This is a genomic window from Pseudomonas sp. D(2018), from assembly GCF_005502555.1.
Lineage (GTDB): Bacteria > Pseudomonadota > Gammaproteobacteria > Pseudomonadales > Pseudomonadaceae > Metapseudomonas > Metapseudomonas resinovorans.
The window spans coordinates 22204-43789 of the sequence record NZ_SCOK01000045.1 but is presented as its reverse complement, the minus strand read 5'-3'; the positions used below and the strand labels follow the sequence as shown (position 1 = coordinate 43789).

The window sequence follows — 21586 nt, the reverse complement described above, 5'->3', positions numbered from 1 at the left end:
CTGTGATGAATCAGTCCACCGGCACGGTGTGGCTGGCGGGCATACAGGGCTTGCTCCAGGGCATCCAGTACGAAGTCGGTCTTCATGCTGGTACTGACTCGCCAGCCGACGATCCGCCGCGCAAACACGTCAATCACGAAGGCCACATACAGCCAGCCCTGCCAGGTCGACACATACGTGAAGTCCGATACCCACAGTTGATTTGGGCGGTCGGCATGGAACTGGCGCTGCACGCGATCCAGCGGGCAGAGCGACTTGTCGCCGGCCACCGTTGTGCGCAGGATCTGGCCGCGCCTTATGCCCTGCAATCCAGCCAGACGCATCAATCGCTCTACCGTGCATCTGGCAGCCTCGATGCCTTCTCGCCGCAGCTGCTTCCAGACCTTCACCGCGCCATAGCACTGCATGTTGTCGTCCCATACGCGCTGGATTTCCAGGGTCAATGCGTCATCGCGCCGAGCACGGCAGCAGCGCAGTGCCGGGTTGCGTTGCTGCGCCGCGTGCTTGCGGTAACCGGACGGGGCGATCCGCAAGACACGGCAGATCGACTCGACCCCGAGACGGTCACGATGCTGATCGACAAAGGCCCTCAGGACTTGGTGCGGCGGTCGAGCTCCGCCTGGGCAAAATACGCACTGGCCAGGCGCAGAATCTCGTTGGCTTTGCGCAGCTCGCGATTTTCGCGCTCCAGGGCTTTGATGCGTTCACGCTCGTCAGTGGTCGGCCCAGGACGTTGGCCGGCATCGGTCTGATGGCGACGAATCCAGCCATGCAGGGTTTGCGCTGCACAGCCGATCTTCGGGGCAATGGCCTCAATGGCCGCCCACTCGGAGGGGTAGTCGTTCAGGTGCTCCAGAACCATGCGCACGGCACGTTCACGGACTTCAGGGGAGTAGGTCGTAGTCTTTCTCATGGCCTCATCTTCTCAAGAGTTGAGGCCTCCACGAAACCCGGGGCGATTCAATCTCATCCAACAGTGCCATATCAGCCTCCTTTGCCTGAGACGCCGATTAGAGAGTCCGCGTCGAGGAATGGCAAGGGGCCACTTAAACGGCGAGTCGGCACTGCTATAGTCCCAATAGCAACCTTGCTTCCTGGTGACTGCAGCCAGCCAGTGCCGTTCCGGTGGTTTGAACGGACAGCTGCTCGTGAGGTGTGCCATGACCTGCGCCTTTCACCGCTCCACGCACCTGGCCTCAGGTTTCACGGAACTGTCCTGGTACCTACGGACCTGCTGGCTGCTGTGCCTTGTCTTGCCTTTGGTCGGGGCGCGTCTTTCATTCGGCGCCGAGCCATCTACGGAAACCGGCACTCGGGCGGGGTTGATCATTTGGCCTGAGCCCAAACCGCTGGATGCAGTCAGTTTCGTCGATGGAGAAGGGAAGCCACTCAGCCTGGCTGACTTCCGCGGCAAGGTGGTTCTGCTCAACCTGTGGGCCACCTGGTGCGTCCCCTGCCGTCAGGAAATGCCGACCTTGGATCGCCTCCAGGCCAAGCTCGGAGGCAATGACTTCCAGGTGGTGGCGCTCTCTCTTGATCAAGGCGGGCTGGACGTGGTCCGAGACTTCTACCGGGAGATCGGTATCCAGCACCTCCAGATCTACCTCGATGAGCAGATGCGAACCATCCAAAGCCTCGGCGCCTTTGGCTTGCCGGTCACCCTGCTGCTGGACCGCGAGGGGCGGGAAATAGGCCGCAAAGCCGGAGCGGCCGAGTGGGACAGCCCGGAGGTCATTGAGTATGTGCAGGAACTGATGGCCTCCACAGCGAGGAAATAGTCTGCGATGAGCCTTAGCGAAATCGGCATCCTCAGCGCGTTTGCCGCGGGAATGATTTCGTTCCTGTCGCCCTGTGTGCTGCCCTTGGTACCAGGCTACATGTCCTTCATTGCCGGTCGCTCGGTGGACGAATTGCAGGTTCTGGAAAGCCGCCAGGAACGGCTCGCGGTGATCGGCATGAGCCTGAGCTTCGTGCTGGGCTTTTCCACCATCTTCATTGCCCTGGGGGCCAGCGCCACCGCCATCAGCCGGCTGCTGATCGCCTATCGGCAGGAGACCAACCTGGTTGGCGGCATCATCGTGATCGCCTTTGGCTTGTTCATCACCGGCCTGATCAACCCGCGCTGGCTGAATATGGACGTGCGCTTCGTCCACCAGCTCAAATCCAGCGGAGGACCGCTGGCGGCCTATGTATTGGGAATCGCTTTCGCCTTTGGCTGGACGCCTTGTATCGGCCCGATCCTGGGCAGCATCCTGACGCTGAGTGCCGCCACTGGCAGTACTGGCGCCAGTGGCGTTGCACTGCTGTCGATCTACTCGCTCGGCCTGGGGCTCCCATTCCTGCTGACGGCCTGGTTCACAAACCACTTCCTTGCCCACCTGAAACGCCTTCGCCGTTGGAGTCGGGTCATTCACATAGGGGCTGGCGTCATCCTGATTCTCATGGGGACGGCCATGGTCACGGGCCAGTTGACCGACTTTGCCTGGTGGCTGCTGGAGGTGTTTCCCATCCTCGGCAGGATCGGCTAGCTGGCGGTACTCACCTAGAAAATTTGCGCGTTCGATCACTCAGTATCGAGCCCGGTAGAGATCGTTGACCGCGATCAACAAACTACTTCGCGATTGGCGCTTAGCTTGAGCATCGGTTTAGGCCTGTCTGGCTCAAGACCATGTCCTTCGTTGGAGACACCACGATGAACGCTAAGCGGTTTACCTCTCTGGCCTTAGGTATATCCCTTGCAGCACACCTGAGCCTTGCCCTGGCAAACCCGACTGGCAGCGTCTACACCGCCAACGAGCGGGCGGCGTCCATAAGCCAGGTAGACCTCGATACAGGCGTGATCAGCACGGTCGCCTTGCCGATTTCCCCGCACAACGTGCAGGTGTCACCCGATGGCAGCTTGCTTTTGGTCGTTGGGATATCCGGACATGCCGGACATTCGAGTGGTGAAAAGGCCAGTGGGCAGTTGCTGGTATTCAGTACCGCCGGGCTGGATAGACCGCAGTTCAGCCTGCCAGCCGGCAATCACCCGGCTCATGTGGTCACTGACTCTACTGGGCAGCGCGCCTTTGTTACCGATTCCGCCGCCAACCGGGTGCGGGTTTTCGACCTGAAAAAGCAGGTCGAACTACCTGGCATTCCGACTGGGCGCTATCCCCATGGGCTGCGCTTGAGCCCAGATGGCCAAACGCTCTACGTCGCCAATATGCGGAGCGACAGCGTCTCGCTTATCGATGTCACCACGCTCAAGGAGACCGCGCAAATTCCAGTGGGTAACGGTCCTGTCCAGGTGGGCTTTGCCCCCGACGGCCGCCTGGCGTTCGTGTCGCTCAGTGCAGCGAACCAGCTCGGCATCATCGACACAGCCGAGCGCGAGGTGATCGGCAAGGTTGATGTGGGCCGTACGCCGATCCAGATGATGGCCACCGTTGATGGTCTCCAGGTCTATGTGGCGAACCAAGGCAGTGGCCAGAACCCGGACGATCGAGTCTCCATCGTCGATCCCCAAACACGCAGCAGCATTGGCACCGTGACCACCGGCCGGGGCGCTCATGGTGTGGCCATCAGCACAGATGGCGCTTATGTGTTTGTCAGCAATATTGAAGCGGGCACCGTATCCGTAATTGATACGAACAGCCGCAAGGTCGTTGGCACACACAAGGTCGGCGCTGGCCCGAACGGGATCAGCTACAAGCCGCCGAAAGCCGAATAGCCCTTCGATCTGCCGTGGGGATGGCACCAAAACCAAGTCTTGTGGCAAAGACGGGGTCGTTTAAACGAAGTTCGAGCGACCTGACTACGACTCAACCGATAGCCGTGATGCTGCGGCTACCGCACAAATTTTCGAGCATGGTTAAGGAGATGATGATGTCTAAGATTCGCAATGTACTGATCGGGCTCTGCATGGCTGCTGCGTCTGCGGGGACCATGGCGCAAAACACCGATGAACACTCGGCGCATCACCCGGCCAATGCCTCTGGTTCAGAGGCCACTGAGAAGATGCCCCCTGCCCAGCAAATGGACAAAGGGCAAATGGCGGCGATGGACCAGCACATGAAGGCCATGCAAGCCATGCACGAAAAGATGGCTGCAGCGAAAACCCCGGAAGAGCGTCAGGCGCTGATGGCCGAGCATATGACGCTGATGAAGGGCGGCATGGCCATGATGAAGTCCATGGGTGGTGGAATGTCGGGTATGGGTGGAATGCAAGGCGGCAAGGGTATGGACGGTGATATGGCCGCATGTCAGCAGATGATGGAGAAGCGCATGGACATGATGGAATCCATGATGCAGATGATGATGGACCGCAAGCCTCCCACACCGTCGAAGTAGCACTTCACCATGCCGAGGAGACGCTATGAACCATCATTCCGATGAACACGGTTCGCCACCCAGCTTCTGGACTTCACGTTACGCAATCGGTCTCGTGGTGATAGGTGGAGTCGCCGTCTATTTCCTGCTGACCGAGCACCTCGTCCATGTTGTCGGCGCCCTACCGTTTCTGCTGTTGCTCGCCTGCCCGCTGATGCATGTCTTCATGCACCGAGGACACGGTGGGCACCATCACCAAGGCCAGAGCAACTCTGCCGCCTCCGGGAAGCCCGATACCCGTAAACCGGGAGATCCCTTATGAACCATGGTGAATCCGCATATGGTCTCTGGGCGCTGGTTTTCATCAATTCAGCGATCTTCATAATGTTTGCATTCAGTTTCTTCAAACCCGCGACGGCAAGAGACTGGAGGAGCTTCGGCGCGTTTTCTGCGTTCATCGTCGCCCTGTTCGTGGAGATGTATGGCTTCCCCCTGACGATTTATCTGATGTCAGGCTGGCTGCAGTCCAAGTTCCCCAACCTCGATCTGCTTTCCCACGACTCTGGGCATCTGTGGTCGACGTTGTTGGGTGACACGGGCAATCCGCATTTCAGTGCGCTGCACATTGCGAGCTACGTGTTCCTGGGCTTCGGCTTCTATCTGCTTTCGGCCGCGTGGAACGTGCTCTATCACGCGCAACGCCGTCACTCTCTCGCCACAGCTGGGCCCTACGCGTGGGTCCGGCATCCTCAGTACGTAGCCTTTGTGCTGATCCTCCTGGGCTTTCTGCTTCAGTGGCCAACCCTTCTGACTCTGGCGATGTTCCCTGTGTTGCTGGTGATGTACGGGCGCTTGGCGGTTACCGAAGAGAGGGATATGCGCAAGGAATTCGGCGCTGCCTACGACGCATATGCCCGTGCTACACCTAGGTTCATTCCGCGCTTTCGAGATAGGTTCAGTGCGGGTCAGGGAGGCTGAAGCATGGGGCAGGAAAGCTTCGATCTGAATCACACAAGAGCCACGACACACAGAGGAATCCGGTGTGAGAGTTCCATAAACGAGCAGACTAGGCCTCTGTCGGGAGCAAGGGGCGAACGCGAGCGCCAAAAATGGGCAACTTAGAGCCCTCGATCAACCTCGGCGAACGCTTTCCAAGCCTTACAGAATCGTAATAGTTAGCCCCCAGAACCCGGTCTAAACTGCCCCACATGCAACGCTACCTGCGCCTGTGTCTGTTTCTGCTGTTTAGCTTTGCGCTTCCTTTCAACGGGATGGCGGGCGAACAGTCGCCGTCGGCGCCCTGCCCGATGAAGTCCGCGAGCATGAGCAAAGTGATGTACACGGGCGCGGACTGCTGTCACGGCAATTCCGATAATGGCAAGCTCTGCAAGCCTGGCATGGAATGCAAGACCGTCAGCATCCTGCAGGTGAGATTCCTGAAGCCTGTTTTGGACCTGGCTTTCCCCGTAGCAACGACCTCCATCAGCGATTTCCTGCCTGAACGAACGCCATCCAGCATCTGGCATCCCCCCTGCGTTTGATTCCTGTTCCCTACTGACTGCCGCCCTACTCACGCGGCGCAGCTAATCTCCGTTCGTGCCGTAAGCCGCGCAGCGGAGCTTCACAGGAATCGTGACGATGAACCCCACACGCTATCGCACAGGCTGGCCAATCGCCGCCATGGTGGCATCTGTAATTGGCGCACCCAGCCACGCCGCCGACTTGACCCTCGATGAAGCCTTGCGGCTGGCCGAGGACAACGCTCCATCTCTCGCCGCCCAGACGTACAAACTGCAAGCCGCCAGCAGTGCTGCCATTCCTGCCGGTGAACTGCCGGACCCAAAATTGATTCTCGGCGTGCAGAACTACCCCGTTGGCGGCGCCGACCGCTGGTCCCTCAAGGAAGACTTCATGACCATGCAGATGGTTGGGGTCATGCAAGAAATGCCCAACGGCGACAAGCGTCGGGCGCGCAGTGAGGTCGCCAATGCAGCCGTAGATCGCGCTGCCGCGGATGGCCGCATTGAGCGTCTGAAGATTCGCCAAGGCACTGCTGAAGCCTGGATCACCCGTTATTCGGTGGAGCGCAAGCAAGCGCTCTTTGGCGAGTTGTTCCGGGAGAATCGGCTCCTGGCCACCACGGTAAACGCGCAAATTGCCGGGGGACGGGCCCAGGCAGCGGATGCGGTGACCGCGAAACAGGAGGCGGCCCAACTCGCCGAGCAGGAGGACGAACTGGTTCGCCAGCGGGCCGTGGCACGTGCTGCGCTGCGCCGCTGGATCGGCCCGGCCGCGGACGAGCCCTTGGTCGGCGAACTGCCAGTCTGGCCGATTACGGCTGCGGAATATGCCGGCAAGCTGGAGCGGAATCCTGAGCTGGCAGCTTATGCGCACATCACCGGCGAGGCCGAAGCCAAAGTGCGAGAGGCAGAGGCGGAGAAGAAGCCCGACTGGAGCTGGGAGGTCGACTACCAACGCCGGGCCCGTGAGTTTGGCGACATGGTGAGCGTGGAGTTCACCTTCGACCTACCGCTGTTTCCAGGGTCCCGGCAGAACCCCACGATCGCTGCCCGCCGTGCCGAACTCAACCAACTGGAGGCAGAGCGCGAGGCTCGTACACGGGAAAGCGCCCAGCAACTGGAAGCGGACCTTGCTGAATACGAGCGCCTGAATCGCTCGGTCCGTCGCAGCCAGGACAGCCTGCTGCCGCTGGCGAAAGAGAAGGTCGACCTGACCACGGCCAGCTACCGCGCCGGCACGGGCGACCTGTCCTCCGTTATTGCGGCGCGCCGCGAGCTGATTGAGGCACGTCTGAATCACATCGACGTCGAGGGCCAGCGTGCCCTGACCGGCGCCAGGCTCCACTTCACCTACGGGGAGATTCACCAATGAGCGCACAATTCTGGAAAGGTGCGCTGCTGAGCGGCCTCTCGGTCGCCCTGGGGTTAGCAGGCGGTTACTGGTACGCCTCCTCCGGCATGGACGACGCTTCCAACGCTACAGCCGAGCACGCCACCGGCGCTCAGGACGGACGCAAGGTGCTGTACTGGTACGACCCCATGAATCCGCAGCAGAAGTTCGACAAGCCGGGTAAGTCGCCCTTCATGGACATGGAGTTGATGCCCAAGTATGCCGACGAAGGCGCCGACAGCACCGCCATTAGCATTGACCCCAGTCTGACGCAGAACCTGGGAGTGCGACTGGCCACCGTCACTCGCGGCCCCCTTGCCAAGAGCCTGGATGTGGTCGGTGTGCTGGCCCTCAACGAACGTGAGGTTGCGGTAGTCCAGGCACGTGCTGGCGGCTTCGTCGAGCGGGTCTACGCCCGGGCGCCAGGGGATGTACTCAAAGCCGGGGCGCCGCTGGTGGACCTGTTGATCCCGGACTGGGCCGCCGCCCAGGAAGAGTTCCTTGCACTGAAACACAACGGCGATGCCGCTCTGTTGGCAGCGGCACGTCAGCGCCTGCAACTCCTGGGCATGCCGGCGGCACTGATCAGCCAGGTCGAACGCAGCGGCAAGTCCCGACCAGTTCTGACGTTGAGCAGTCCGATTGGTGGCGTCATCCAGGAACTGGACGTGCGCACCGGCATGACGGTGGCGGCCGGCACCAATCTGGCCCGGATCAATAGTCTGAGCAGCGTCTGGCTGACCCTTGCCGTCCCAGAATCAGAAGCTGGCTCGATTGCGCAAGGCCAGACGGTCGAAGCACGCCTGCCGGCCTTTCCTGGCGAAGTGCTCGCCGGGACAGTCGATGCGATTCTGCCAGAAACCAACCCGGACAGCCGCACGCTGCGGGTACGGGTCGAATTACCCAATCCCGATGGCCGCCTGCGCCCCGGCCTGACGGCCCAGGTCCGTTTGAATCGTTCTACCGCGCAGAGCGTCCTGTGGGTGTCCAGCGAAGCCGTCATGCGCACGGGCCGCCGCGCTTTGGTCATGCTTGCCGAGGACGGCGGTCGCTACCGGCCGGTGGAGGTCCGGCTGGGGCCGGAGAGCGCCGGTCGCATCGGGGTGACCCAAGGGCTCACGGAGGGCCAGCAGGTGGTCGCTTCCGGGCAATTCCTGCTGGATTCCGAGGCCAGCCTCAAGGGCCTGACCGCGCCCACCGAAAGCAAACCCACCTCCACTGCCGCCCCCGTGCGGGACGAAGCCGAGGCGCAGGTCATGGCGATCGACGCTGCCAGCATTACCCTGGCCCATGGGCCATTCGAGACAGTGGGCATGCCGGGCATGACCATGGCCTACCCGCTGGCCGATCCCACCCTGATGGTTGGCATCAAGGCTGGTGACAAGGTCCGTGTCACGGTGCGCCAGACCGACAGTGGTCTGGTGGTCGAGCGCGTTGAGAAGCTCGGAGGCCAGCCATGATTGCCGCGCTGATTCGCTGGTCGGTCGCCAACCGCTTCCTGATCATACTGGCCACCCTGTTCGCCACCGCTTGGGGCGTCTGGTCGGTGCAGAACATGCCGATGGATGCGCTGCCCGACCTCTCCGACGTCCAGGTGATCATCCGCACACCTTATCCGGGCCAGGCGCCACAAATTGTCGAGAACCAGGTCACCTATCCGCTGGCGACCACCATGCTTTCGGTCCCGGGGGCGAAAACGGTGCGGGGCTATTCCTTCTTCGGAGACAGCTTCGTTTATGTGATTTTCGAGGATGGCACCGACTTGTACTGGGCCCGTTCCCGCGTGTTGGAATACCTCAGCCAGATCCAGAGCCGCCTGCCGGCCACCGCGAAACCGGCGCTGGGTCCGGATGCCACTGGGGTTGGCTGGATCTTCCAGTACGCCCTGGTGGACCGCAGCGGTAGGCACGACCTGGCGCAATTGCGCGCCTTGCAGGACTGGTTCCTCAAGTTTGAACTGAAGACCCTGCCCAACGTCGCTGAGGTGGCCACCGTGGGTGGCATGGTCAAGCAATACCAGGTGGTGCTCGATCCGGTGCGTCTGGCCAGTCAGAGCATCACCCAGGATGCAGTGATCGAGGCCATCGGCAAGGCCAACCAGGAAACCGGGGGCGCCGTGCTGACCCTGGCTGAAGCCGAGTTCATGGTACGCGCCACCGGTTACCTGAAATCGCTGGACGATTTCCGCGCCGTGCCGCTCAAACTCGTCAACGGCAGTGTACCGGTCACCCTCGGAGACGTGGCAACCATTCAGCAAGGGCCGGAGATGCGTCGCGGAATTACCGAGTTAGATGGCCAGGGCGAGACGGTCGGCGGAGTGGTTATCTTGCGCAGCGGTAAGAACGCTCGCGAGACCATCGCCTCAGTGAAAGCCAAGTTGGACGAGCTTCAGAAAAGCCTGCCGGCCGGCGTGGAAATCGTGACGACCTACGACCGTAGCCTGTTGATTGATCGCGCGGTGTCAAACCTCAGCCACAAGCTGCTGCTGGAGTTCATCGTGGTCGCTTTGGTCTGTGCAGTGTTCCTCTGGCACATACGCTCCTCGCTGGTGGCGATCATCTCTCTACCGATCGGCGTGCTCATCGCCTTCATCATCATGCAGAAGCAAGGGATCAACGCCGACATCATGTCCCTGGGCGGGATCGCCATTGCCATCGGTGCCATGGTGGACGCCGCGGTGGTGATGATTGAGAACGCCCACAAGAAGATTGAGGCGTGGCATGCCGAACACCCAGGCGAGGAGCTGAAGGGCCCGCAGCACTGGCACGTGATGACCGATGCCGCCGCCGAGGTCGGGCCGGCGCTGTTCTTCTGCCTGCTGATCATCACCCTGTCCTTTATCCCGGTGTTCACCCTGGAGGCGCAGGAGGGCCGCCTGTTCGGACCATTGGCCTTCACCAAGACCTACGCCATGGCGACAGCTGCCGGGCTGTCGGTGACCTTGGTTCCGGTGCTGATGGGCTACTGGATTCGTGGGCGCATTCCCAAGGAAGAGCAGAACCCGCTGAATCGCGGGCTGATCCGAATTTACGAGCCCGCACTGGAGTGGGTGCTACGCAATCCCAAACTGACCTTGGTGGTGGCTGTAGTGGTCTTTGTCAGCGCCCTGTGGCCGATCTCACGGTTGGGCGGTGAGTTCCTCCCCCCCCTAGACGAAGGCGACTTGCTCTACATGCCCTCGGCACTGCCGGGCCTGTCCGCACAGAAGGCCAGCCAGCTGCTTCAGGTGACCGATCGCCTGATCAAGACGGTACCGGAAGTCAAACACGTCTTTGGCAAGGCAGGCCGTGCTGAGACGGCCACCGACCCGGCGCCATTGGAGATGTTCGAGACCACTATCCAGTTCAAGCCGCGCGAAGAATGGCGCGCGGGCATGACCCCGGAAAAGCTGGTGGAAGAACTGGACCGGGTGGTGAAAGTGCCGGGACTGACCAACATCTGGATTCCACCGATCCGCAACCGTATCGACATGCTTGCCACCGGGATCAAGAGCCCGATTGGGGTTAAGGTCGCCGGCCCCAACCTGGCTCACATCGATGCCGTTACGCAGGCAGTGGAACAGGTCGCCAAGACGGTACCTGGTGTCAGCTCGGCGCTGGCCGAGCGCCTCACCGGCGGACGTTACGTCGATATCGACATCGACCGCCAGGCCGCCGCGCGCTATGGACTAAACATCGCTGACGTCCAGTCCATCGTGGCAAGTGCCATCGGCGGCGAGAACATCGGCGAAACCATCGAAGGTCTGGCGCGCTTCCCGATCAGCGTGCGCTACCCACGGGAGTGGCGGGATTCGCCAGAGGCTCTGGAGCAGCTGCCGATCTTCACTCCGCAGGGCCTGCAAATCACCTTGGGCATGGTGGCCAGGATCAAGACCACTGACGGTCCACCCATGTTGAAAAGCGAAAATGCCCGGCCCTCCGGCTGGGTCTACATCGACGTGCGTGGTCGGGATATCGCCTCGGTGGTGGCCGACCTGCGCCAGGTCGTCAGCGAACAGGTCGAGCTAAAACCGAGGATGAGCCTCACCTACTCGGGGCAGTTCGAGTTTCTCGAACGGGCCAATGCCCGGCTCAAGCTGGTGGTGCCGGCCACGCTGCTGATCATCTTCGTCCTGCTTTACTTGACCTTTGCCCGTTTCGACGAGGCCTTGCTGATCATGGCCACCTTGCCCTTCGCCCTGACCGGCGGAATGTGGTTCCTCTATGTGCTCGGCTACAACCTGTCAGTGGCCACCGGCGTCGGCTTCATTGCCTTGGCCGGCGTCGCCGCCGAGTTCGGCGTGATCATGCTGCTCTACCTGAAGAATGCCTGGGCCGAACGCGAAGACGCCGGCGACGTTACTGAGGAGGGTCTGCTCGCAGCGATTCGCGAAGGCGCCGTGCAACGTGTGCGACCGAAGGCGATGACGGTGGCGGTGATCATCGCCGGCCTGCTGCCGATCCTCTGGGGCAGCGGTACCGGCAGCGAAATCATGAGCCGCATTGCCGCGCCCATGGTCGGCGGCATGGTGACCGCGCCCTTGCTATCGCTGTTCGTGCTGCCGGCCGCCTACTACCTGATGCGGCGTCGGCACCTACACCCTCACGTGAACAGTCGCCGCGCAGTTTCTGCGCGACCTTAGGTAGGGACAAACCAACTGCAGGAAGCAAAAGTTCTTCCTGCAGTTGGGGTTGTAATTTCGACTTTATTTACTTCCAATGCTGCTCGAATTTTAATATCCAGCAACAACAAGAACCCGGCGGATTACCGCTTGCCTCCTATATCTGCCTGTTTCTGGCATGTCGCTTACCAAAATGTAATTTTCGCCTCAGCTTGATGACAGGTGGATTTTCTAGCATTCCAGTGGGCAAACCGAAATTAAGGTGAATGGAATGAAAACAATCCAAACAGTCATGGCGATATCGCTTCTGGCAGTTTCATCCTTGACATTGGCTGAAGGCGGGGCTGATCGGGTATTTGGGAGAATGCTTCAGTCCAATGAGAAAGCCATGGCGCAGTATGCTGAAGCACAAGGTAAAGCTGCGCCGGAAGTACGGCACTACAAGTACGGGATGAATCTGGACATCGCCAAGGTGGTCAGCGTCACGCCCAGCAGCAGTGCCTGCGGCGTAGGGCCGGCGCGCATGACTTATGAGGATTCCCGGGGCGAACTGCACACAATTGAGTATCGCGTTCAAGGCTTTGGTTGCCCCCATGGCGGCTGATAAATGAGTCATTTCGAGCTCGACTTCCTTACTTTTCACTGACAGAAAAGTAATTTTGAAGTCATCTTGGCGTTAGTTGGCGTGTGGAACCATGTCCGTGGTGCGTATCAGCGGACTGAGCGCACCACTTGTTCTTAATAAGAAACCAGTAATAGAAGAACTGCCAATCACGCCAGGAGTACAAAATGAACAACAAGAGCCTGTTTGGCCTATCGCTCATTGCGTTGGGTATCGGCGTTGGGCACGGCGCAATGGCCGATGAGCCAAAACCAGAAGGCTTCATTGAGGGCAGCAGCCTCACCATCCTCAACCGCAACCTTTACTTCAATCGCGATTTCCGCAAAGGGCAGTCGAGTCGCACCGGTAACGGCTTTTCCGAAGAGTGGGCCCATGGAATCATGGGCCGGTTCGAGTCCGGCTTCACCGAAGGTACCGTAGGCGTTGGTATCGATGCATTCGCCATGCTGGGGATCAAGCTCGACTCGGGTGACGGCCGATCCGGTGCCGGCGGTTCGGTTGACGTCATGCCCTACAACAGCGCTGGTCAACCCGAGGATGATTACTCCAAGGTCGGGGGTGCGGTTAAAGCCCGCTACATGGATACCGTCATCAAAGCCGGTAATGTGTTCCCGGTGACACCGGTGGTGCAATACGGCGATTCGAGGCTGCTTCCGGAAAGTTTCCGGGGGATCACCCTGGCCAACACCAGCATCGAAGGACTGACCCTGCAGGGTGGGCGCCTGCATGCGATGAGCCAGCCCAACTCCAGCAGCATGCGGGATGGTTTTGCAACCTTCTACGCCGGCGAGGTGGACTCGCCCTGGATCGCCTACTTCGGCGGCGACTACTCGGTGAATGACAACGTTGCCGTCAGCCTCTACACCAGCCGCCTCAAGGATGCCTGGAACCAGTACTACTTCGGCACCACGCTGAGCTATCCGCTGGCGGATGACGTGGCGCTGATCGGTGGGTTCAACTATTACAAGGCTGTTGACGAGGGCAAACAGCTGCTCGGCAGCTTCGACAACAACATCTGGAGTGGCAAGGCCGGAGTGAAGTTCGGCGCCCACAGCGTCATCGTGGCCTATCAGCGCAACAACGGTGACGATGACTTCGATTACCTGCGGCAGTCCGATTCGATCTACCTGGACAACTCCATCCAGTACAGCGACTTCAACTCGCCGAAGGAGCAATCCTGGCAGGTCCGCTACGACCTGGACATGGAATCCTTTGGCGTCCCCGGCCTGAGCTTCATGACCCGCTATGCGCAGGGCTGGGACGCGGATTACACCAATGCCAACGCTGTCTACATGCGCCGGGATGCCAATGGCGATCCGCTGACTAATCAGAAGCGCTGGGAGCGGGATATCGAGGCCAAGTACGTGGTCCAAACTGGCTCGCTCAAGGACCTGTCCTTCCGTATCCGCCAAGCCACCACGCGCGCCACCGACTTTGAATCGGACCTCGATGAGTTCCGGCTGATCGTCGAATATCCGCTTGAAGTGTTGTAAGTGACACTGGGTGATCTGTTCGCAAGGCGTTCACCCCGATCCGTCACCATTACCTCCATTGTGCTCCCTTGGAGGTAATTCTCGGCGCCTGCGGGCGCCCTTTTTTCTTCCGGCGAAACGTTCACCTGGGATGACGGCTCAATCCGTGCTGCTCCGTGGACCTGATTAGACGGCCACGTTGAACGACGCTACAAGCTCACTGGCGAATGCCCAGCGGGCGGTTGGTTCCTAGGTTGCCTGAGACGCAAAGAGCCTGCATCCGCCGATCAAGGCCATCCCGAAAAACACATGAGTCAACAAGGTGTCCCAGCCCCGCACTTGCGTGAACCACGGATAGAGCGCGGTAAATGCATACAAGTTGAGGCCGTACAGCAGTACGCCATAGAGTCCGCCTGCTACGAGGGCGACTGGCGTGGTGGGTCGGTAGGCGAAGAGCATGGCGATGGCGGCGTAGAGGATGGACAGGCCGAAATGAATCAGTGTCGCGACCATCAGGATGTCCCAGCGCCACGCGGGTACTGTCACCAGAATCGAAGGGCCCAGGACGATCGCTGCGGTTAGCCGCGCATCCCGTAGCAGCGTCGGCAGCAGCGGCGTGCCGCCCATCCACCACATGAGTATTTGCACCGCGGTCGCCAAAATGCCCGCCGTAATGCCCGTCACCCCTGCAACCACGTGCGACGGCTGCGCATGCAGAGGACCAAGCAGCTTGAAAGGCGGCGCCGCACGACCACCACCCCGCCCCAGCCAGCCAGTTGCACTGTGGGAACGTGTGGCCGAGGTTCTGAGTCGCGCATGCAGGTGTTTGGCCAGGCCCATGCCGCCCTTGTGCATGAGGGCGCCGTGGCTCCAGCGAAAGATGGGTTCCGCCATCGGGCTGAGCAGGTTCATCCAGCGCTCGGTGGTACGCACCCGCCAGTCGAAGCACAATGTGGTCAGTCCTGCTTCTTGGCTGAAGTGCCAGCAGCCGATTCCTTCGAGGTCCCCTTCAACCCGCCCCTCCAGCAGGCGCAGGCGCTCCACCCGGGTCACCCGTGAGACAAATTCCAAACGGTAAGGCAGCGCGCTTTTCCAGACATAGCGCTGCCGCGCCCCCAGACCGTCGGCATTTCCGCGATCCAGGGTCTCGACGCACTGAACACCTTGCCACCAGGTCGGCCAAGCTTCGGCGTTATAGATCGCATCCCACACGGATTCGAGGGGGGCTTCGAGCTGCCATCGCGTGACCAGGTGGTAGTGATAACAATCCCGTCCGGCCATGCTCAATCCGCCCGTTCAAGGGGTGAAAAAGTCCTCGGCGAATCGGACGCCGATCGCCACGTCGGTCAGGTCAACGGTCTCCATCAGCTTGTTCTCTACGTCAAAGCTCTTGACCCTTAGCGGGAACAAACTGTCTTGTGCCAACCAGACTTGAAAACGATGAACGCCGGCAACGCTGACGGCGACTGCGCCGACAATCTCGATGCCAACTGCAGGATGCCCAGACACGACGGCAGCGCCCAGGGCGACCACGTTGCCACGTGCACGCAGCGCGACGAGATTATCCAGCAAGACCCCCACATCGGAGCGATCGACCCGGTGGCCGCGGGGGCTAAGCACCAAAGGATTGTCCGGGGCCAGGGGGAGCGCTAAGGGATTATTCAGGCCGAATGGCCAGAGGCGAATACGACGCGCCTCGGGATCGTAGATCAGTACGGCGCCTCTGTGGGGCTCAGCGAACTCCATCCTGACCCACCCGGGCTTTCGGAAGAAATAACGTATGACCTGCCGCTCGCCGTTAGCCGCCATCGAGCGCACAGTGGCTTGATAGGTGCTCAGTTCCTGGAAGCGAATGACCGCGTCGGCAAGTGGGTCAGCCATGGCTTCACCGATAAGTAGCGCAATGAGCAGAGCACGCCATCGCACTGGCTACTCCTTGACCTCAAGCACGCCGGCCATACCGCGCTCGCGATGACTCTTGAAGAACAGCAGCCGATTGGGGCACTGGAACAGGTATTTCCCTGCCGGCAATTCAAAGCGCAGAACTTTCGTCGTCTCATTGATCGGCACATCCGCCAGAGATCTTCCGTCGACGGTTTCCAAGACGAACCGGTGCGGGATTATGCCGGCCTCCACGCGCACGGCCAGCTCTAAGGGGCGGCCCGCTTTGACAACGACATGGTCAGGCTGGAAGAAATAGCTGCCACCGACGATAGCCACCCGTTGCAGGTCATCTGCAGCTGCACGCGCAGGCGAGACGCTGTCGGTCGCCCCGGTAGCCACCGCGGCAGGCGAAAGCAAGGCGACGACAATGACACCCTGAAGTAACTTGGCGGGTATTCTTGCGACCCGCTGGTCGTGCACGCGAAAAGATATGACGGAGAGGACACGGAGCCAGCGTCCTGAAGCCTGAGCCAGGGCCGCACTATCGGTCTCTGCGCAACGGAACACTGGTCGCGACATTGGCTGCAGAGCCTCCGGGACAATGTTGTTGCTGTGCCGATCTTCCGCTGAGTCCTGAACTCATCATGGAACATCGAGCACCCACTTAGAGTTTAGAGCAGTGCTGCCGCGGGGTGAGGGGGAGCAAAAATGGAAATCCCGGCCAACCTGATGGCTGGCCGGGCGTGCCGCTCGGACTCGAAGTTACTGGGCCGGGTAGTCGGCGATTACCTGGTCGGTACCCGCCTGGGTCAATCCGATGACCTGATAGGCGTCTTGTTTCCCGCCCACTTCCATGCCGGGAGAACCTGCCGGCATCCCCGGGACGGCAATGCCTCGCAGATCAGAGCGCTTGCTGAGCTCGACGACTTGCGCAGCCGGGACATGACCCTCGATGAATTTGCCGTCAATCACCGCGGTATGGCAGGACGCCAACCGTGGAGCGACGCCGAGGCGCTGCTTGACTGAGGCCATATCCGACTCGACATGATCGATCACCTTGAAACCATTGGCTTCCAGGTGCTCCACCCATTTTTTGCAGCAGCCGCAACTGGCGCTACGGTGGACATCAACTGTTAGGGATTCCGCAGCCTGGGCGGCAGAAACCATGAACAGCGAAGCGAGTGCGACAAGTCGCAAAGCTCGATGAGACTTAGCTTTCATGGACGTGCTCTTTGCCATCGGCATGGGTGTGGGTTTTCGGCGCCGGTGCTGCTTCGTCTTGCGCCTGCTCCATCTCGTGATGGTTAGCCTCGCCTTCTGCGCCGCCATGGTGACCGGTACCACCCTGGGCGGCCGGTTCAGCCGCATGATGGTCCGCTTGCTGGCTGGCCGACTCACCGGCGTGGTGATCTTCAGCAGCCTGTCCGGCGCCATGGTGATCATCGCCTGCCTGGCTCGCCGCCTCACCGCCATGGTGATCTTCGCCCGCGGACACATTGTCGCCGTGCTGGCCTTCGTGGTTGTGCATCTGGGTTTCACCGCCGCCGTGCTGGTGGCCGCTGCTGCTGGCCACTAGCGTGCGGTACTGCTCTGCGTCCAGGGAAGGAAGCTGCTGCAGGAACGCCACCATGCCCCAGATGTACTGATCACCCATGCTCTTGCCCCAGGCCGGCATGCCCGTGGCCTTGATGCCATGCTTGATGATCCAGAAGGCGTTGGCCGGATTGCCATCCACGCCCACCTTGGTCAGGTTAGGCGGTGCTGGATAGAGACTCTGGCTCAACTCGGTCTGAGCCACGCCGGGAGCGAGGTGGCAACCAATACACATGGAGTTGTAGTTACCAGCGCCGGCGCGAATCAGCGCCTCATCATTCAGGTTCGGCACTTCGAGATCTCGTGCACGCACCGCGATCGAACGCTCCCGGACCATCGTCAGGAAGGCGTGAACTGGGGCTAGGTGGGGATCGTCAGCGCCTACGTTGACGACACCAAAATAGGCGACGCCCATGATTCCAACAAAACCCACAGTGCTCGCAATGGCTAACGTCTTAATTGTTCTTTTCATGTCAGACTCTCAAAACCACATCCGGATACCTGCAACAAAGCGTGCCTCGTCTACGTCCTCACCGTCGTCGCGCAGCATGTCGGCGGTGTTGCCGTAGGAGCGGCTCCAGGTGACACCGATGTACGGGGCAAACTCGCGGAGGATTTCGTAGCGCAGGCGCAGACCGACTTCCGTGTTGGCCAGTCCCGAACCAACGCCACGCTCGTGATCGTTCTTGCCGTAGAAATTCATTTCTGCGGTCGGCTGTAGGATCAGCCGATTGGTGAGCAGAATGTCGTAGTCGCCTTCCAACCGCGCAGCGGTCTGGCCATTTTCGCCAACGAAAGCGGTAGCTTCGGCCTCGAACGCGTAGAGCGCCATACCTTGGAGACCGAAGGCACCCCAGGTTTGTGGCGACCCGGGTTTGAAGTCCTGGCGAACACCGGTGACGACATCCCACCAAGGGCCGATGGAGTGCCCCCAGAGCGCCTGAACTTCGGCCTCTTCGGTCACCCCGTTAGTACGCTCACCTTCCGACCGCAGCCAGAGGCGGTCGACGTCGCCACCAATCCAGCCAGAAGCATCCCAACTGAGCACGCTGCCCTCGTCGGCGTCCTGATACTCCAGTTGGTCGAGCAGGAAGAAGGTGTTGACCTTGCTGTCATGAATGCCGTGTCCCGGCAGCGGGGGGAAGGCCGCTTCGCGATCGGCATCGGTCAGAACCGGAATAGGCGTCCGACTGGTCGTGGTGGGGGCCGTCTCCGCCGAACCTTGGTCCATCTTGCCGTGATCCATGCCCTGCATCTGGTCATGGTTCATTTTACTGTGATCCATGCCCTGCATCTGGTCATGGTTCATCTTGCTGTGGTCCATGCCCTGCATCTGGCCATGGTCCATCTTGCTGTGGTCCATTTCCTCAGCAGCAGTTGCCAGGCCTGCGCTCAGGGCGCTGAGCGAGACAACCAACGCCAGAGCGGATGGAGCTGAAATCCTAGTGATCATGGTCCTGGCTCGCTTTAGCCTTGTCCGTGTTGTGCTCGTGCTTCATCGAGCCGTGATCGTTCATCTTGCTGTGGTCCATACCGTCATGGTCCATCGACTTCATCTTGCTGTGATCCATCTGCCCGTGGTTCATCTGGCTATGGTCCATTTGCTGCGCGTCAGCCACCTGGCCCTTCTGGTGGTCGGCGTGAGTCTTCTCACCTGCCATCGCGGCGGGTACCAGCAGGGCTGCCATCAAGGTTACGGACAGAACACTGCCACCGAAGGTTTTGCGCTTCATGAATTTGCTCATTGAAAGTCTCCTTTACTCGTCCACACGGACTTCACGGAACATGCCCATTTCCATGTGGAACAACAGGTGGCAGTGATAGGCCCAACGACCCAAGGCGTCCGCTGTAACGCGGTAGCTGCGCTTCGAGCCGGGCGGCATGTCGATGGTGTGCTTGCGCACTATGAAATTGCCGTTCTCATCCTCCAGGTCGCTCCACATGCCGTGAAGGTGGATGGGGTGAGTCATCATGGTGTCGTTGACCAGGGTGATGCGGACGCGCTCGCCATACTTGAGGCGCAGCGGTTCAGCATCGGAGAATTTGATGCCGTCGAACGACCAGGAGAATTTCTCCATGTGGCCGGTCAGGTGCAGTTCAATGGTGCGGCTGGGCTCTCGGCCATCCGGATCGATGAAGGTGCTGCGGAGATCGGAGTAAGTCAGCACACGACGGCCGTTGCCGCGCAAGCCAATCCCCGGATCATCCAACTTGTGGGTTGGGGTCATGGTCTGCATGTCGACCAACGGGTTGTCGGTTTCGGATGCCGGGTGGGCCTGCATCTGGCCACCCATGCCAGCCATCTTGCTGTGGTCCATACCGGCCATATCGCCCTGCATGGCGCTGTGGTCCATCCCAGCCATATTGCTGTGGTCCATACCGGCCATGCTGCCGTGATCCATACCACCCATGCTGCCATGGTCCATGCCCATGTCGCCCATGGCGATTAACGGGCGGGGATCAATCTCAGGCACGGGGGCACTCAGCCCGTCACGCACAGCCAGGGTCCCACGGGCGTAGCCGGTACGGTCCATGGACTGGGCGAAGATGGTGTAGGCCTGCTCGTTGGAGGGCTCGACGATAACGTCGTAGGTTTCCGCCACCGCAATGCGGAACTCATCGACGCTGACCGGCTTGACGTGCTGGCCGTCGGCGGCCACCACGGTCATTTTCAGCCCCGGAATGCGCACGTCGAAGTAGCTCATGCCTGAGCCGTTGATGAAGCGCAGACGAATCTTTTCGCCCGATTTGAACAGGCCGGTCCAGTTGCCATCCGGCGCCTGGCCGTTCATGAGATAGGTATAGGTGTAGCCGCTGACGTCGGCGAGATCGGTGGGGCTCATCTTCATCTCGGCCCACATCTTCCGGTCCGCCACGGTGGCGGCCCAACCTTTCTCGCTCACATCGTTGATGAAGTCACCAACGGTGCGCTTGTGGAAGTTGTAGTAGTCCGACTGTTTCTTCAGCTTGGCCATGACGCGAGCCGGGTTCTCGTCGGTCCAGTCACTCAGCATCACCACGTAGTCGCGGTCGTACTGGAACGACTCGGGTTCCTTCGGTTCGATCACGATGGGGCCGTAGACGCCGACCTGTTCCTGCAACCCGGAGTGGCTGTGGTACCAGTAGGTGCCGTTCTGGTGGACCTTGAACTTGTACTCATACATCCCGTCCGGGGCGATGCCGTGGAAGCTCAAGCCCGGCACGCCGTCCATGTTGGCCGGCAGGATGATGCCGTGCCAGTGAATGGAGGTGTCTTCGCTCAGGCGGTTGCGCACGCGCAGGGTGACCGTATCCCCCTCGCGCCAACGCAGAATCGGCCCAGGAATGGTGCCATTGATCGTCATGGCCGTACGCGCGGAGCCCGTGATGTTCACTGGGGTTTCACCAATGAACAGGTCGAATTCCGTACCGCTCAGCACAGTGGGCTGACCAGGGCTGGTCACCGCCCAGACAGGAGTGCGCCAAAGACCCAGTCCGCCCAGAATGCCGCCGGCGGCCAGGCCCTTGACGAAGGTTCGCCTTGAGGTTTTGCAATGCATGCCGTGTATGTCCAATCAGTCAATGGAGCCAGCGCGGAACAGCCAGCGTGATCAGGCAGCCGCACCAGGTGATTCCTACCCTCTAGTTGGCATGCCCGCGGTCGCCATCCTTGATGCACGCGCCCGCGAGCGTAGAAGCTGCCACATCCCAACCTTTCAGATGATTACATTTCTGTAAGGTTGGCCAACGCGCTCCCGACTCAGCAGTTGGCATGCTCAGCCGATTTGGCCTTTTCAGCGACCGACGACTCGGCCTTCTGCTGCTCCAGGCGGTAGGCTTCCATCGACGCCTGGGCGAGCTTGTCAGCCCGCGCCATGGTCCGATCACCGCCACCAGCGGCCATGGTGAAGGACGAGGCAGTCAAGGCAGCAACAATAAACAGGGCTTTCATGGATTTCATATGGTTTTCCTCAAATATGGACGGGGTAGCCCTGCATGTGCGGGCTGAGTGTCAGACTCGAAGTCACCTTAACCGCCCTGTGCTGTCAGCAACCTGAGCTGAACATTACAGTTCTGTAAGGTTGGCATTTCCTTCTTGTAGAGCCTCCCGCTTGCTCTGTAGTGTCCAGGGCATGCCGGGTAGAGACAGTCCTCAGCGCGCTCTGGCCGGCTGCCAGGCCCTCCAGTTGTCGCGTGCTGCGCCAGCAACGAAAG

At 60.5% G+C, this 21586-nt stretch carries 21 protein-coding genes, 1 pseudogene and 1 other annotated feature; of the genes and pseudogenes, 12 read left to right on the top strand and 10 right to left on the bottom strand.

From position 1 onward, the window contains the following. Window positions 1–913: pseudogene (locus FFS60_RS22675) on the bottom strand (IS3 family transposase); the annotation flags it as partial. Next, window positions 519–635: a sequence feature (AL1L pseudoknot), on the bottom strand. It overlaps the preceding pseudogene by 117 nt. 247 nt (window positions 914–1160) lie before the next feature. On the opposite strand from FFS60_RS22675, the gene FFS60_RS22670 reads away from it, so the two are divergent. The 12 genes from FFS60_RS22670 (at window position 1161) to FFS60_RS22615 (ending at window position 13936) form a co-directional block, all read left to right on the top strand. After that, window positions 1161–1778, top strand: a complete 618-nt coding sequence (locus tag FFS60_RS22670) for a TlpA disulfide reductase family protein (RefSeq protein WP_137823211.1) — start codon at window positions 1161–1163, stop codon at window positions 1776–1778. Window positions 1779–1784: 6 nt separating this feature from the next. Continuing rightward, on the top strand, window positions 1785–2528 hold the full coding sequence (locus FFS60_RS22665; RefSeq protein ID WP_137823210.1) for a cytochrome c biogenesis CcdA family protein: 744 nt from the start codon (window positions 1785–1787) through the stop codon (window positions 2526–2528). A gap of 140 nt (window positions 2529–2668) precedes the next feature. Further along, complete coding sequence (locus FFS60_RS22660; RefSeq protein ID WP_256658130.1) at window positions 2669–3712, top strand: beta-propeller fold lactonase family protein; 1044 nt, start codon at window positions 2669–2671, stop codon at window positions 3710–3712. A gap of 155 nt (window positions 3713–3867) precedes the next feature. Next, complete coding sequence (locus FFS60_RS22655) at window positions 3868–4332, top strand: hypothetical protein (protein ID WP_137823209.1); 465 nt, start codon at window positions 3868–3870, stop codon at window positions 4330–4332. A gap of 25 nt (window positions 4333–4357) precedes the next feature. Then, window positions 4358–4633 (top strand): DUF2933 domain-containing protein, encoded by a 276-nt coding sequence (locus FFS60_RS22650; protein ID WP_028628392.1) that lies wholly within the window; start codon window positions 4358–4360, stop codon window positions 4631–4633. Next, the gene (locus FFS60_RS22645) at window positions 4630–5289 is read left to right on the top strand and encodes an isoprenylcysteine carboxylmethyltransferase family protein (RefSeq protein ID WP_028628391.1); all 660 of its coding nucleotides are present in this window, start codon (window positions 4630–4632) and stop codon (window positions 5287–5289) included. The genes FFS60_RS22650 and FFS60_RS22645 overlap by 4 nt, the downstream gene beginning before the upstream one ends. 230 nt (window positions 5290–5519) lie before the next feature. Then, window positions 5520–5852 carry a hypothetical protein gene (locus FFS60_RS22640; protein ID WP_028628390.1) on the top strand — a complete coding sequence of 111 codons (333 nt, stop codon included), beginning with the start codon at window positions 5520–5522 and terminating at the stop codon, window positions 5850–5852. 97 nt (window positions 5853–5949) lie between these two features. After that, the gene (locus FFS60_RS22635) at window positions 5950–7203 is read left to right on the top strand and encodes a TolC family protein (protein WP_028628389.1); all 1254 of its coding nucleotides are present in this window, start codon (window positions 5950–5952) and stop codon (window positions 7201–7203) included. After that, window positions 7200–8681: an efflux RND transporter periplasmic adaptor subunit gene (locus FFS60_RS22630; protein WP_137823208.1), complete on the top strand. Its 1482-nt coding sequence runs from the start codon at window positions 7200–7202 to the stop codon at window positions 8679–8681. Before FFS60_RS22635 ends, FFS60_RS22630 begins: the two co-directional genes overlap by 4 nt. After that, the gene (locus FFS60_RS22625; protein ID WP_137823207.1) at window positions 8678–11842 is read left to right on the top strand and encodes an efflux RND transporter permease subunit; all 3165 of its coding nucleotides are present in this window, start codon (window positions 8678–8680) and stop codon (window positions 11840–11842) included. Before FFS60_RS22630 ends, FFS60_RS22625 begins: the two co-directional genes overlap by 4 nt. A 250-nt stretch (window positions 11843–12092) precedes the next feature. After that, a complete protein-coding gene (locus FFS60_RS22620; RefSeq protein ID WP_028628387.1) occupies window positions 12093–12425 on the top strand; it encodes a DUF2790 domain-containing protein in 333 nt (110 codons plus the stop codon). 185 nt (window positions 12426–12610) lie between these two features. Further along, entirely contained in the window at window positions 12611–13936 is a 1326-nt protein-coding gene (locus tag FFS60_RS22615) for an OprD family porin (protein WP_137823206.1), read from the top strand. A gap of 228 nt (window positions 13937–14164) precedes the next feature. Here the strand turns inward: FFS60_RS22615 and FFS60_RS28895 are convergent, their stop codons facing one another. The 9 genes from FFS60_RS28895 to FFS60_RS22565 all read right to left on the bottom strand — a co-directional run bounded on the left by FFS60_RS28895 (window position 14165) and on the right by FFS60_RS22565 (window position 21332). Then, window positions 14165–15196, bottom strand: a complete 1032-nt coding sequence (locus FFS60_RS28895; protein WP_211228795.1) for an SRPBCC family protein — start codon at window positions 15194–15196, stop codon at window positions 14165–14167. A 15-nt stretch (window positions 15197–15211) separates the two neighbouring features. Then, entirely contained in the window at window positions 15212–15841 is a 630-nt protein-coding gene (locus FFS60_RS22600; RefSeq protein ID WP_036997310.1) for a hypothetical protein, read from the bottom strand. A gap of 3 nt (window positions 15842–15844) precedes the next feature. Further along, entirely contained in the window at window positions 15845–16378 is a 534-nt protein-coding gene (locus FFS60_RS22595; protein WP_137823205.1) for a quinol oxidase, read from the bottom strand. Between the two features lie 183 nt (window positions 16379–16561). Beyond that, a complete protein-coding gene (locus FFS60_RS22590) occupies window positions 16562–17020 on the bottom strand; it encodes a DUF411 domain-containing protein (protein WP_028628383.1) in 459 nt (152 codons plus the stop codon). After that, a complete protein-coding gene (locus FFS60_RS22585) occupies window positions 17010–17864 on the bottom strand; it encodes a c-type cytochrome (RefSeq protein ID WP_137823204.1) in 855 nt (284 codons plus the stop codon). The genes FFS60_RS22590 and FFS60_RS22585 overlap by 11 nt, the downstream gene beginning before the upstream one ends. A 9-nt stretch (window positions 17865–17873) precedes the next feature. After that, window positions 17874–18845: a copper resistance protein B gene (locus tag FFS60_RS22580; RefSeq protein WP_028628381.1), complete on the bottom strand. Its 972-nt coding sequence runs from the start codon at window positions 18843–18845 to the stop codon at window positions 17874–17876. Next, window positions 18835–19137: a hypothetical protein gene (locus tag FFS60_RS22575; RefSeq protein ID WP_051246602.1), complete on the bottom strand. Its 303-nt coding sequence runs from the start codon at window positions 19135–19137 to the stop codon at window positions 18835–18837. The genes FFS60_RS22580 and FFS60_RS22575 overlap by 11 nt, the downstream gene beginning before the upstream one ends. 12 nt (window positions 19138–19149) lie before the next feature. Then, a complete protein-coding gene (locus FFS60_RS22570) occupies window positions 19150–20931 on the bottom strand; it encodes a copper resistance system multicopper oxidase (protein WP_137823203.1) in 1782 nt (593 codons plus the stop codon). 200 nt (window positions 20932–21131) lie between these two features. Continuing rightward, on the bottom strand, window positions 21132–21332 hold the full coding sequence (locus FFS60_RS22565; RefSeq protein WP_028628379.1) for a co-regulatory protein PtrA N-terminal domain-containing protein: 201 nt from the start codon (window positions 21330–21332) through the stop codon (window positions 21132–21134). Window positions 21333–21586: the final 254 nt, after the last annotated feature.